Here is a 13,053-nt window from a genome sequence, read left to right as displayed (position 1 = left end):
TATCGCCAGTCAGGATTTCCCGACCCCGCTACGCCTCTTGAACCTGCCTGCACACAAGCCTAGCATTGGGCGAACTCCAGACAGAAAGCGACACACATGACCATCCATATTGGTGCGGATAAAGACGATATTGCTGACGTAGTACTGATGCCGGGCGATCCATATCGTGCGAAATGGGCGGCCGAAACGTTCCTGACAAATGCCAAATGCGTCCACGAAGTACGCGGCATGTATGGCTTCACCGGTGAATGGAATGGCAACCGCGTTACGATCCAAGGGTCGGGCATGGGCATGCCGTCCATGTCTATCTACGCGAACGAATTGATCCGAGACTTTGACGTACAGACGCTCATTCGCATCGGGTCCTGTGGCGGTATGCAAGACCATGTCAAAGTGCGCGATGTGATTTTGGCGATGACGGCCTGTACAGTGGCAACGCCAAGCTCAACCATATTCAAAGAATTGAACTACGCGCCAGTGGCAGACTTTGACCTATTGCACAAAGCCTTCCACGCCGCAGAAGGCATGGATGTCGGCGTGCATGTCGGCAGCATCTATTCGTCAGATACATTCTATGATGAACGTCCCGACCTGAATAAAGAAATGCAACGCCACGGCATCTTGGGTGTCGAAATGGAGGCGGCGGAACTCTACACGCTCGCAGCACGCTACGGTCGCCGCGCACTCGGCGTCATGACAGTCTCCGACCACCTGCTTACAGGCGAAGCCCTGCCTTCAGATCAGCGCGAACGCAGCTTTGGTGACATGATCGAAATCGCACTAAAGGCCGCTTTCGCCTAACGGCCATGGGTTCCGTCATAGGCATTTCGCTCAGGTGGAACCCATCCCGATAACGCCCCTTCAACGGGCGTGCGCACAGACATGTGCAACGGATAGCATGGGGCTGTGTCACTGGTATGCTCAGCTCCACAATCCCCACCTGGGCAAGCGCTCAGCACTGCCAACATATCAATCTCAGCGAACAACTCGATGTAATCCCCAGGCCGAACCGGCGACGCCTTCATAAAATATTGCCCCGTTTCGCGGGTAAAACCTGTGCACATAAAGACGTTCAATACGTCATGAATATGCGGCTCGGCCTCTTGCACAGAAATACCCAGATGATCCGCCAACGCGCGCGTCAGGTTTGAATGGCAACAATGGTGGTAATCATGCCCCTGCAGTAAGCGCCCAGTATAAGGATCGCACCGCGTTCCGATTACGTCATGAACCGACCCGCCATATTCATCGATTCCGTACCAATCCAAGGTGTCCCTCACGATTGTCGCCATCGGGCGCAAATGCGGGAAACTGGACCAAAGGCGCTCACCAGTACTGACGTGCGTGCCATGCAGTGCACGGGTCTTACCTGAATAAAACCGCTCACTCAAATCAGCCGCATTAAACAGGTTCAGATCTCCAACCTGCGCTCCCTCAACCGAGGTAATACGCAGAAAACTCCCTGCCGGAACCTCAAGACATGACGCCTCACGCGGCTGCGCTGTGGCCTCAACAGCAACAACGGCACTCGCAGCCGCCCGCTGATAAAGCGTCAAATCAGGCTGCGGAAAATCGTTGGTCGGGTAGCAAATTACAGGCTCAACCGCGCGGCGTGCGGCAGCGTCGTTAGGTTCTGACATCTATCGTTCCTTTGCTTTTGTTTTAAAAATATCCCCCGCGGAGCGTCCCATAGCAAACAAAAAGCGGCGCCTCTAATTAGAGACACCGCTTTTCAATTTTCGAAACTAACTAAGCGCGCAAGCGCACATTTCTTTCAGATCAAACAGTCCGCTCGATCATCATCTTTTTAACATGCGCAATCGCGGCCGCTGGGTTCAGACCCTTAGGGCACGTCTTGGCGCAGTTCATGATGGTGTGGCAGCGGTACAATTTGAACGGATCTTCAAGATCGTCCAAACGCTCACCCGTCGCCTCATCGCGTGAATCGATGATCCAGCGGTATGCATGCAACAAGGCTGCTGGCCCAAGGTAGCGATCGCCGTTCCACCAGTATGATGGGCAGGACGTTGAACAGCAGGCGCACATGACGCATTCATAAAGCCCATCAAGCTTTTTACGGTCATCAACCGACTGCTTCCACTCTTTCGCGGGGCGGTTGGTTTTTGTCTCGAGCCACGGCATGACAGATGCGTGCTGCGCGTAAAAGTGCGTCAGGTCCGGGATCAAATCTTTGACCACAGGCATGTGCGGCAGTGGGTAGATTTTTATGTCGCCCGCAATCTCATCCATGCCGTAGATACAGGCCAGCGTGTTGATGCCGTCGATGTTCATCGCACAAGATCCGCAAATCCCCTCGCGGCAAGACCGGCGGAATGTCAGCGTTGGGTCAATCTCGCTCTTGATCTTGATAAGAACGTCCAGAACCATTGGTCCACAGCTATCCAAGTCGACGAAATACGTGTCCAAGCTTGGGTTTTTCCCATCATCAGGGTTCCAGCGATAGATCTGCACTTTGCGCAGATTGCTGGCGCCCTCAGGCTTGGGCCATGTTTTACCCGTCGTCATGCGGGAATTCTTGGGCAGGGTCAGCTGAACCATGTCTATAGGCTCCTGTTGTTAAGTCAGCGCAGAGGTTGCGCAGGTCACGGTTTCGGGCCGTGCAAGGATATTGGAAACGAGTGTGATGTTCTCAGGCGTTGCACCCTGAACTCCGATTGCAAACAGTTCTTCGCCAGATGCGTTGTCGATCACGCAATTGGTGATAGCGACACCGGCTGGGCCAGGGATCGTGTCAGCAACGATTGGACCAACGACCGCTTTGGCGGCTTCGCGACCAGTATCTACAGCGGCTGTTTCAACAACCGCGCATGCAGACAATGTCAGTGTGGCGGCGGTTAGTGTGGCGATCAATTTCATGTTTTTCTCCAAACTCAAATTAGCGCAGTACAGGTGGGCGAATGGGGGATGCGCCGGTCCGATCAAAGATACATTGGCCATAAACTTCAAGCGGGTCACGCCCCGCGATGAAGTCCGACGACAAGCCAATCTCAACGCCCCCGAAGCCACCTGAATTGCTATTGGTACCAACGGTAACAGATCCTGTTGGCCCTTGCGCGGCTCTTGCTTTCTCTTCGCAGATTTCCGCCGCCCGCTCCGGTGAAACCGGAACAGGGGTACAGGCAGCAAGTGCGAGAAGAAGGACCGCTGCGCGCATTAGAACGTCCGTTCTTTCGGGGCGATGGTCTTGAGGCTGATGCCGCCTTCTTTTTCGGTGCTCAGCGGTTTGGTGATAACCGGACGGTGGCTCAGTTTGACCTTTGCACCATCGACGTGGCTGATCGTGTGAACACGCCAGTTTTCGTCGTCACGCGTTGCGTAATCCTCATGGGCATGTGCACCACGGCTTTCTTTGCGCGCCTCAGCACCGACGATTGTCGCCAATGCGTTCGGCATCAGGTTCGCCAGTTCCAGCGTTTCCATCAGATCAGAGTTCCAGACGAGCGAGCGGTCAGTGACGGACAAATCGCCCATCTTGCCCGCAACTTCGGTCATCTTCTCAACGCCTTCTTTCAGCGTCTTGTCGGTACGGAACACTGCGGCGTCTGCTTGCATCGTTTTTTGCATTTCAAGGCGCAATTCCGCAGTCGGTGTGCCACCGTTCGCGTTACGCAGCCCATCAAAACGATCAAACGCTTTATCAACAGACGGCTTGTGCGTGCTCGGAATTGCGGCATCGCGGTCCACAACTTTACCCGCGCGGATTGCGGCGGCACGGCCGAAGACGACCAAGTCGATCAGACTGTTAGACCCAAGACGGTTCGCGCCATGCACGGATGCACAACCCGCTTCACCAACAGCCATCAGGCCCGGAACAACTGCGTTCGGGTCTTTCGCTGTGGGGCTCAAAACCTCACCAAAGTAGTTCGTCGGAATACCGCCCATGTTGTAGTGCACAGTTGGCAAAACAGGGATCGGCTCTTTGTTCACGTCCACACCCGCGAAAATCCGCGCGGATTCAGAAATACCAGGCAGACGTTCCGCCAGCGCTTCCTTCGGAAGGTGGTTGAGGTTGAGGTGAATGTGATCACCCCCTGCGCCAACACCGCGGCCTTCGCGCATTTCCATCGTCATACAGCGGGACACGTAGTCACGCGGCGCGAGGTCTTTGTAGTTCGGCGCGTAACGTTCCATGAAACGCTCGCCCTCAGAGTTGGTCAGATAACCGCCTTCGCCGCGCGCGCCCTCGGTGATCAGGCAGCCTGATCCGTAGATGCCCGTTGGGTGGAACTGAACGAATTCCATGTCCTGCAATGGCAGACCCGCACGGGCCACCATGCCGCCGCCATCACCTGTACAGGTGTGCGCGGAAGTGGCAGAGAAGTACGCACGGCCGTAACCGCCCGTCGCCAACACAACCATCTTGGCGTTGAAGACATGCATCGTGCCGTCATCAAGCTTCCAGCAAACAACACCAGTGCAGACGCCATCGTCGGACATGATCAAATCGATCGCGAAATACTCGATGTAGAACTCAGCCTGTTGCTTCAGGGACTGACCATACAGCGTGTGAAGGATTGCGTGGCCTGTCCGGTCAGCCGCAGCACAGGTCCGCTGCACAGGTGGGCCGTCACCGAATTCTGTCGTGTGACCGCCAAATGGACGCTGATAGATCTTACCTTCTTCAGTACGCGAGAACGGTACGCCGTAATGCTCAAGCTCATAAACCGCTTTTGGTGCTTCACGGGCGAGGTATTCCATCGCATCCGTGTCGCCCAACCAGTCAGACCCTTTTACGGTGTCATACATGTGCCACTGCCAGCTGTCCGGCCCCATGTTACCAAGGGACGCCGCAATGCCGCCCTGTGCCGCAACGGTGTGGGAACGTGTTGGGAAAACCTTGGAAATACAGGCCGTGCGCAGGCCCTGTTCCGCCATACCAAGTGTGGCACGCAAACCAGCACCGCCGGCGCCAACCACTACGACGTCATATTCATGCGTCTCGTATTCGTATTCAGCCATTGTTGTCTTTCCGTCTTACAGAGCCATGCGGGCAAGCGCGAACAGCCCGACTGCGATCAAAAGGTATGAGATGGCCTTAACGCCAATCAGGGTGAGTTTCTGTGCCAATCCATGCACGTAGTCTTCGACCGCTTCGGCGGCCTCTGCCGCGAAATGGGACACGCAGACAATCAGCGACAGTGCCAAGATGATGGCAGGCAGTGGGCGACCAAAATAGACCAAAACCTCTTCGTGGGTGCCCCCAAGGCCAAGCCCGAAGGTGATCACGAACAGCGGGATCATTACCTGCAAGGCAATCGAGCTTTTGATCATTTTCCAGAACTGTTCGGTTCCGGTTTTGGCAGAGCCAAGACCTGCAGCGCGTTTACGGTCAGTTAGAAAAGCCATAGTTTTAGCCCCCTACAATACGATGACGAAAAAGATGGTTATAAGGAAAGACACCACGACCATCATCTGAGCAAAAAGCTCGGATTTGTCGACTTCGAGCATATAGCCGAAATCCCAGATCACATGACGCAACCGCCCCAGCATGTGGTAAAACAGCGCCCAAGTACCAAAAAACAGGATGATATCCCCAAGGAACCCGCGCAGCAGACCGTCGATAAAGGCAAAAGCGCCCTCAGAGGTCGCAGCCGCGATCAGCCACCACACAACCAAGATCGCGCCAAACAACAGACCAATCCCCGTAATGCGGACGAAAATCGATGACATCGACGTCCATTGGGGGCGGTAGTAAGGCCCGATCATGAATGGAGAAAGCGGGCGGTTGCCCCGATTGACGTCAGCCATATCGTATCCTTACGCTTGTTCATGCCGTCTATATGCAACGGCATATGTTACTATCCTTTTAAATGATTATCCGGCGGTGTCACGGCGCGTGGGCGCTAACCGATGCAGAAATTCGAGGCAGATCGCCTCTTTTTTCGCATTTGTGATCACAGGTCCGTAACCAGTGATCACAAAGTAACGATCTTCGGGAATATGTGTTTTCTTACTGAAACAGTCGGAAAATCGGTTTCCCAGATAGAATTCAAACGGGAATCAACGCCCAATAGTCCAAATCCAGCAGCACGTGTGGAAGGTACCTAGCGTCGTCACCTTTTAGGGTGCCGACCTCTCCACCTTTCGTCGCAACCAGTCGTAACCTGATCGCACCAACGCCCGGTGCGGCGGTTTCAGCGGTATCGAGAACTTCGGACCAAGCACGCACCGTGTCCCCAGCGAAGCAAGGGTTGGCATGTGCGCCAGCGTTGATCGCAACCATCATTTGCGCATTGGCCAGCCCGTTAAACGTCAGCGCGCGGGCCATGGAAATGACGTGCCCGCCATACATCAAGCGCTTGCCGTCTGGCCGCGATGTCACATCGAAATGCACCTTGGCCGTGTTCTGCCAAAGACGCGTCGCCATCATGTGTTCGGCTTCCTCAATGGTAACGCCATCCACGTGGTCGATAATGTCGCCCACTTTGTAGTCGCCAAGGCGATGCGCTTCGCCGGCCAACGTGAAATCGTAATCTGCAAAAGACAGCCCATCGGGGATCACAAGATCATTGGCCGCAACTGTTGAGGCAAGCTCAGGAATAACTGTCTCAGGTGCTGGCGCATCCAGATCACCTTTGCGCACCATGACCCAGCGCACAAACTGCATCACCGTTTCGCCGCGTTGGTTCGTTCCCGTGGTCCGTACGTAGACAACACCAGACTTGCCATTCGAATTCTGCTTTAGCCCGATGACCTCAGACGTTGAGCGTATCGTATCGCCTTGCTGCACCGGCGTAATCCAGCGGCATTCGGCATACCCAAGGTTCGCCACCGCGTTCAGCGAAATATCAGGGACCGATTTGCCGAATACGATATGAAACGCGATCAGGTCGTCCATCGGGCTGTTCGCCAACCCGCATTTTTGCGCAAACGCATCGGATGAATGCAGCGCGTGACGCGCTGGATACAGCATATGATAAAGGGCACGTTCGCCACCAGAAACGGTGCGCGGAACGGCATGATCGATCACTTGGCCGATGGCGTAGTCTTCAAAGAAATTGCCCGCGTTCGTCTTGGTCATTGTTGGCCCAATTTCATGTCTGGCGTGTAATCTGCCTCAATCTCTTTGGTCACGGCCTGCCCTGCACGCATGACGCCATTGGCGTGGTCATAGGCATAGGTCGGATCACCATAAAGCGTCCAACCTTTGGACAGAGCGAGGGAAACCTTGTGGCAAAACTCGGATGTGTCGTCTTCGGTTAACAGGCGGTAAATTTTCATGTTCTTAACCCCAAGGTTGCGCGCCGAGCGCGTAGTGGATACCCATCACAACACAGGTCACGATGACCGTAATCACAAGGGCAACGATTTCTTTCTTTCGAGGCGCCGCAGGCAATCGCACCCACGGTCCTTCTGTAGCACTTAGGATGCGTGCGTGGACAATCGCCCACGCCAGCAAGCCGCCAAACAAAATGAACGAGGGTGTATCCCCGTTTACCAACAAATGCGCCACTGCCCAGAGACCAAAGCCCGTCAGCTGTGGGTGGCGAATCTGGCGACCCAGCCAAATTTTGACACCCTTGGCTGCACTTGCCGCGTAGCAATAAAACGCCGCGACCATCAGCAGATTGTTCAGCCAGACCAGCCCGTTGCCGCGATCCCAATAAACCGCACCATTCGCACTGCGATACCCGATCACCATCAAAACCACACTGGCCAAAACGATAATCGACACCACCGCGTAGGGTTTACCTGACGACGGCTCGATCTTTGGGCGTCCTGTTACGCGATTGAACAAATGGGCTGCGACCCAGATGAGTAGGCCAATAACTATCAGGGTCATTCAGTATCCAACTTTGCGATTGCTTCAGCTTTCGCCAAAGTCGCCCGCGCTGTCACAATATGCAAGTTCTCGACGATCTTGCCATCAACAACAGCAACGCCCTGCCCGCCTGCTTCAGCCTCGGCAAAGGCCGCGATCTGTCGTGTGGCAAGGTCGATTTCTGCTTCAGTCGGCGCAAATGCTGCATTCGCCACGGCGACCTGCGCGGGGTGGATCAGCGTTTTGCCATCAAACCCGAAATCACGGCCCTGTTCGCATTCCACTTTCAGCCCGTCTTCGTCTTTGAACGCATTGAACACACCATCAATTGCAACAACGCCGTGCGCGCGTGCCGCCAGTAGGCACATCTGCAAAGACGTCACCATCGCGTCACGTGTGCGCGTGTTAAGGTCTTTCGCCAGATCGTTGGTGCCCATAACAAAACCTTCGATCTTCGGGTGCGCTGCGATTTCCAGTGCGTTCAAAATCCCGAGCGGCGTTTCCATCATCGCCCAAACAGGCTTACCCGTCAGCGCGGCCAGCGCATCAACGTCGGCGGCTGAATTCACCTTCGGCAGCAACACCGCATCGCAATCCATCGCCTCGGCAGCTTTGGCGTCCTCGGCGCCCCATTCAGTGTCCAACCCGTTGATACGCACGACCTTCAGACGGTCACCATAACCGCCCTTACCCAACTCCTCTGCCAGCGTAGCACGTGCGGTGATTTTCTCATCCGGCGTGACCGCATCTTCTAGGTCAAACAGGATCACATCCACGGGCAGGCCCCGCGCCTTGTCCAATGCGCGTGGACGCGAACCGGGGATATAAAGGGCGGAACGATATGGGCGGGTCATGGTGGCATCCTTAAATGGCAACGAAACATTGTTGCGCCAAAGGGGTCAGATTCCTCGCGATGTTGCAAGCCCCAAAATGCCGCAGCGCAGCGCAACAGGCACCGTTGCAGCGCATTAACCAATTCTCAAAGGTTAATGGCGAAGGTTGGTTAACGAAAATTCACCCCTTGCAGCGTGCCATTGCACGTCACCGACAGGAGACCACGATGATTAAAGTCCTCGCAACTGCCGCCGTGATGCTGGCCACCACCGCCAGCGCCCAGTCCAACAACTGCGCAGAACACGGGATGGTCGTCGAACGGCTTGCCAGTGGTTATGGCGAGTCCCGTCAATCCATCGGTATCAGTGCGGATAACACTGTCGTTGAAGTGTTTGCGTCTTTAGAAACGGGGACATGGACAATTACGGTCACAGCCCCCGGCGGCCCGACATGCCTGGTTGCAAGTGGCGCTGCGTTTCAAGTTTTGGCTGAAGCCCTACCCAATACAGACAGCGGTGCTTAACCGAAAATTCCGTCCCAGATCAATTTCGCTGAGACCAACAAAAGTGCCCATGCGACGATCGTGAAAAAGACCTTATCCGGTATGATCTTTACCAAACGGACGCCAATAAACACCGCGACCACCGCAGGTAGGAACAACATTGCCGCTATGCGCAGGTTCTGCAGTTCTAATTGGCCAAGATAATAGTACGGCACGATCTTTGAGACATTCATGATCGCAAAGACGATCGTGGTCGTTCCCGCAAAAGCCAGTTTTGACAGACGTTGCGGCAACACCCAAATTTGCCAAGGTGGCGCTCCAGCATGGCTGACGAAGCTGGTAAACCCAGCGACCGATGTCCAAAACAGACCTTTTCCCCAAGTCGCTGTTTTGGGCGGACCACTGACCTCGCGTCGTATCAACAGCGACAGCGCGAAGACCGTGCCAATCACACCAATCAGAAAACGCACGAGCTGTTCAGGGACGATCGAGGCTGTAAACCAACCAACCAATGCCCCCAACAGAATACCCGGAACAGCGATACGCACGACGTCGCGACTGTATTCTTTACGGTAGGCCCAAATCCCGAAAATATCGGAAAACACGAACACCGGCAGCAATAATCCCGCCGCCGCGACTGGTGAAATAACGAGCGATAACAGCGGCACGCCAAGCATCCCGAACGCTGGCAAGCCCCCCTTGGACAAGCCAACACAAAACGACGCGGCGATGCCCAACATCCAAAAATATGTACCGTCCACTGCATCGACCTTTCCGATCAGGAATCACAACCGGTTGCGCTAACAGGGCGAAATCGATCCCGTGACTTTTCGCACCAATACGCAAACTTTCCCCTACAAACAATGGCCTATGCCGCACTGCGGCGCATCACACTTGCACCAGCCAAGGCAAAGGACTAGGCAAGCTGCGACTAAAACAACCAACTTCGAACGCACACAAGGATCCATTTACAATGGCCAGACCTAAGATTGCCCTGATCGGCGCCGGAAACATTGGCGGTACACTCGCCCACCTCGCAGCTGTTAAAGAATTGGGCGACGTCGTCTTGTTCGACATCGCTGACGGCCTGCCACAAGGTAAAGCACTCGACATCGCAGAATCCGGCCCGTCCGAGGGTTTTGACGCTGCAATGTCCGGCACATCCGACTACGCAGACATCGCAGGCGCAGACGTTTGCATCGTGACTGCCGGTGTTGCACGTAAGCCAGGCATGTCCCGTGATGATCTGCTGGGCATCAACCTCAAGGTTATGAAATCCGTTGGCGAAGGTATCGCCAAGCACGCGCCAAACGCGTTCGTTATCTGTATCACAAACCCGCTTGATGCGATGGTTTGGGCACTGCGCGAATTTTCCGGCCTGCCACACAACATGGTTTGCGGCATGGCAGGTGTTCTTGACTCCGCGCGTTTCCGTCACTTCCTCGCTGAGGAATTCAACGTTTCCATGCGCGACGTGACTGCATTCGTTCTGGGTGGCCACGGCGACACAATGGTTCCACTGGCACGTTACTCCACAGTTGGTGGCATCCCGCTTCCTGACCTCGTGGACATGGGTTGGACCACACAAGACAAACTGGACGCAATCATCCAGCGCACACGCGATGGCGGTGCTGAAATCGTTGGCCTGTTGAAAACTGGCTCCGCGTTCTACGCGCCAGCAACATCCGCGATTGAAATGGCTGAAGCCTTCCTCAAGGACCAAAAGCGCGTTCTGCCATGTGCCGCCCACGTTGACGGCGCGCTTGGTCTGAACGGCATGTATGTTGGTGTTCCAACCGTTATCGGCGCCGGCGGCGTTGAGCGTGTAATCGACATCAAGATGAACAAAGCCGAGCAAGCGATGTTCGACAACTCTGTTGCGGCTGTTAAGGGCCTCGTTGATGCGTGTATCGGCATCGATGGCTCACTTGCTTAATTGAGCTTGCTTAAAAACCTTTTGCTGGTGGCGGGGCTGACCCTCGCCACCAGCGCACATTCCCAACCGATCGTCGACTATGATGCGATGCCGGACCCCGTTCAAACGGTACTGACCGATCTTGACGGGGATGGAGAATTGGAGGCCACCAGCGTCTTCGCCCTCAACGACAGATATGACATCGTCACGATACGCCCTTTTGAAAATCGCGGTGATCGGGATTTCGACGCTGCCTTTGTCGTGCCCATCAACCAGTCTGACTTCGATACTCTCGAGATTCAGGCGAACGGCAATCTGCGTATTTATTGGGGCTGTTTTGCTTGCGGTCGCTACCATAGCACCAGCTCTGTCACGGTGGACGCGCGAGATGGTGAAATTAAGATCATCGGATACGACGATAGCTACGCAGACCGGATTTACGCGGCTGTAATCACCTGTTCCGTTAACCTTTTGACAGGCGATGCCATTGTCCAAGCGGATGATGTCGACAAGCAAGTCCTTACGACGAATGAACGCAGCTATCCTCTGAGTGCACTGAGTACGGCAACGTTCCCACAAGTCTGCCGCTCTGCCTATGCGCGTTATGACGAAGACTTTATGGTTCAGAACTACCCCGACGGTTAACACGCAGGAGTTTTGCACGGCACCACTCCTTGACTGAACGTTGTTCATGAACTATGTTCACATTAATCAAAGGAGACTCACATGCGTTTCATCATTCCCGCCGCTATTGTCGGCATCACAGTTGCTGCGGCTGCCCGCGCGGATACCGAATACTCCGCGATGATCCGTGATCTGGGGCTTTCCCAGACCAAATCCGCTTTGTCGGAAATATCAAACCCCACCCCGTCTGATCGCTTTGCCTTGGGCGGCGTTCACTTTCTCAGCGTCGTCGAGCAGGCGTTGCAAACCCAGTATCGTGTTGGCGTAGATCAAGAGATGGCAGAGATGTCTGGCTTGCCATTCCTGCGTCTGCCCGTCGCCCAGAACCCCTCGCCCGAAGGGTTTTACCCCGAGGTTATCGAAGAGATTTTCACAGCCGCACTTGCGGACCTTGATGGTGCATTGGACCAGCTCGATGAAATTTCGGATGGCGATGACGTTGGCGTTGTTATTAACACAGCCGACCTCTGGTTCGACATCAACATGAACGGCACCTATGACGCAGGTGAAAGCCTGTTCGAGGTTGCTGGTGGTGACCTGAACCGTGGTTTGGACACGGACTTCGTTCCCCCTATCGTGCGTTTTGACACATCTGACGCTGCTTGGCTGTCTGCCTATGCCCACCTTCTAAGTGGGGTCAGCGAGACCATCCTCGCCGTTAGCCCGTCGCAAGCGATTGAACGTGTAACCACCAGCGCTGCAGTGTTCCAGGAAATGGGCCGCGATGAGCGCGAGTATCTGATGTTTTATGATGAAGACCGCTGGCTCGATATGGCCGCGATGTTCATTCACGCGATCGAAGGTCCTGTGGATGTGGACCGCAGTCGTGCAGCGCACACCCATTTTCTGGGTATGATCCAAGACAACAAAGTGTTCTGGGATCGGGTTAGCCGCGAAAACGACAATGACCGTGAATGGATCCCCAATAAAGCCCAAGACAGCGCCCTGCCCATTCCGTTCCCAGCAGATCTTGGCGATCAATGGCGCAACGTGTTGACCGAAGCCGAAATGATGTTGAACGGTGAGCTGCTGATCCCCCATTGGCGTCTGCCAGAAGGCATGGGCATCAACGTTGCTGCCTTCATGCAAAACCCGCCGGAACTGGACATCATCGCGCTCATCCAAGGCGAGTCCATCTTGCCTTACGTCGAACGTGGTCCCGAGATGTCTGGGCAGGCATGGCGCTCGTTTGAACGCATGGTTGGCGGGGATGCTGCCTTTTACGCAGTAATCCTGAATTAATTCAGCGAAACCTCGGGCCCGCGTCACGCGCGCGGGCCTCACCTAATTGGCACGATCCAATTCCAGCGCTCAGCCTGCAGACTTGTGAACACG

At 55.0% G+C, this 13,053-nt stretch carries 17 protein-coding genes; 5 read left to right on the top strand and 12 right to left on the bottom strand.

The genetic code is table 11. The features are described from left to right. The first annotated feature begins 96 nt into the window (after positions 1-96). A complete protein-coding gene (gene deoD, locus OSB_RS02385) occupies positions 97-801 on the top strand; it encodes a purine-nucleoside phosphorylase (RefSeq protein WP_049833478.1) in 705 nt (234 codons plus the stop codon). On the opposite strand, the gene OSB_RS02380 is transcribed toward deoD, so the two are convergent. The 11 genes from OSB_RS02380 to OSB_RS02330 form a co-directional block, all read right to left on the bottom strand. Next, positions 798-1,640 carry an urea carboxylase-associated family protein gene (locus OSB_RS02380; RefSeq protein ID WP_049833477.1) on the bottom strand — a complete coding sequence of 281 codons (843 nt, stop codon included), beginning with the start codon at positions 1,638-1,640 and terminating at the stop codon, positions 798-800. The two genes, deoD and OSB_RS02380, sit on opposite strands and share 4 nt — an antisense overlap. A gap of 139 nt (positions 1,641-1,779) precedes the next feature. Continuing rightward, on the bottom strand, positions 1,780-2,559 hold the full coding sequence (locus tag OSB_RS02375; RefSeq protein WP_049833476.1) for a succinate dehydrogenase iron-sulfur subunit: 780 nt from the start codon (positions 2,557-2,559) through the stop codon (positions 1,780-1,782). 18 nt (positions 2,560-2,577) lie between these two features. Further along, a complete protein-coding gene (locus OSB_RS02370) occupies positions 2,578-2,877 on the bottom strand; it encodes a hypothetical protein (RefSeq protein WP_049833475.1) in 300 nt (99 codons plus the stop codon). Between the two features lie 19 nt (positions 2,878-2,896). After that, on the bottom strand, positions 2,897-3,175 hold the full coding sequence (locus OSB_RS02365; RefSeq protein ID WP_049833474.1) for a hypothetical protein: 279 nt from the start codon (positions 3,173-3,175) through the stop codon (positions 2,897-2,899). Next, positions 3,175-4,980 carry a succinate dehydrogenase flavoprotein subunit gene (gene sdhA, locus OSB_RS02360; RefSeq protein WP_049833473.1) on the bottom strand — a complete coding sequence of 602 codons (1,806 nt, stop codon included), beginning with the start codon at positions 4,978-4,980 and terminating at the stop codon, positions 3,175-3,177. The genes OSB_RS02365 and sdhA overlap by 1 nt, the downstream gene beginning before the upstream one ends. A 15-nt stretch (positions 4,981-4,995) precedes the next feature. Beyond that, on the bottom strand, positions 4,996-5,367 hold the full coding sequence (locus OSB_RS02355; protein WP_049833472.1) for a succinate dehydrogenase, hydrophobic membrane anchor protein: 372 nt from the start codon (positions 5,365-5,367) through the stop codon (positions 4,996-4,998). A 12-nt stretch (positions 5,368-5,379) separates the two neighbouring features. After that, positions 5,380-5,769 (bottom strand): succinate dehydrogenase, cytochrome b556 subunit, encoded by a 390-nt coding sequence (gene sdhC / locus OSB_RS02350; RefSeq protein WP_049833471.1) that lies wholly within the window; start codon positions 5,767-5,769, stop codon positions 5,380-5,382. 241 nt (positions 5,770-6,010) lie between these two features. Further along, positions 6,011-7,042: a MaoC family dehydratase gene (locus OSB_RS02345; RefSeq protein WP_049833470.1), complete on the bottom strand. Its 1,032-nt coding sequence runs from the start codon at positions 7,040-7,042 to the stop codon at positions 6,011-6,013. Then, positions 7,039-7,242, bottom strand: coding sequence for a DUF1737 domain-containing protein (locus OSB_RS02340; protein ID WP_049833469.1), 204 nt, complete (start codon positions 7,240-7,242; stop codon positions 7,039-7,041). The genes OSB_RS02345 and OSB_RS02340 overlap by 4 nt, the downstream gene beginning before the upstream one ends. Positions 7,243-7,246: 4 nt before the next feature. Continuing rightward, on the bottom strand, positions 7,247-7,804 hold the full coding sequence (locus tag OSB_RS02335; RefSeq protein WP_049833468.1) for an NnrU family protein: 558 nt from the start codon (positions 7,802-7,804) through the stop codon (positions 7,247-7,249). After that, on the bottom strand, positions 7,801-8,637 hold the full coding sequence (locus OSB_RS02330) for an HpcH/HpaI aldolase/citrate lyase family protein (RefSeq protein ID WP_049833467.1): 837 nt from the start codon (positions 8,635-8,637) through the stop codon (positions 7,801-7,803). Before OSB_RS02330 ends, OSB_RS02335 begins: the two co-directional genes overlap by 4 nt. A 206-nt stretch (positions 8,638-8,843) precedes the next feature. Between OSB_RS02330 and OSB_RS02325 the strand changes: the two genes are divergently transcribed. Continuing rightward, entirely contained in the window at positions 8,844-9,140 is a 297-nt protein-coding gene (locus OSB_RS02325) for a hypothetical protein (protein ID WP_049836010.1), read from the top strand. Here OSB_RS02325 and OSB_RS02320 read toward each other — a convergent pair. Then, on the bottom strand, positions 9,137-9,880 hold the full coding sequence (locus tag OSB_RS02320; protein WP_049833466.1) for a sulfite exporter TauE/SafE family protein: 744 nt from the start codon (positions 9,878-9,880) through the stop codon (positions 9,137-9,139). The genes OSB_RS02325 and OSB_RS02320 overlap by 4 nt on opposite strands. A 212-nt stretch (positions 9,881-10,092) precedes the next feature. On the opposite strand from OSB_RS02320, the gene mdh reads away from it, so the two are divergent. The 3 genes from mdh (at position 10,093) to OSB_RS02305 (ending at position 12,960) form a co-directional block, all read left to right on the top strand. Next, positions 10,093-11,055 (top strand): malate dehydrogenase, encoded by a 963-nt coding sequence (mdh, locus tag OSB_RS02315; protein WP_049833465.1) that lies wholly within the window; start codon positions 10,093-10,095, stop codon positions 11,053-11,055. Further along, positions 11,056-11,679, top strand: coding sequence for a hypothetical protein (locus OSB_RS02310; protein ID WP_049833464.1), 624 nt, complete (start codon positions 11,056-11,058; stop codon positions 11,677-11,679). Positions 11,680-11,760: 81 nt separating this feature from the next. Beyond that, complete coding sequence (locus tag OSB_RS02305) at positions 11,761-12,960, top strand: hypothetical protein (protein ID WP_049833463.1); 1,200 nt, start codon at positions 11,761-11,763, stop codon at positions 12,958-12,960. Positions 12,961-13,053: the final 93 nt, after the last annotated feature.

Origin of the sequence: Octadecabacter temperatus, assembly GCF_001187845.1 — a bacterium.
Lineage (GTDB): Bacteria > Pseudomonadota > Alphaproteobacteria > Rhodobacterales > Rhodobacteraceae > Octadecabacter > Octadecabacter temperatus.
This window is presented reverse-complemented; position numbering and strand designations above follow the sequence as displayed.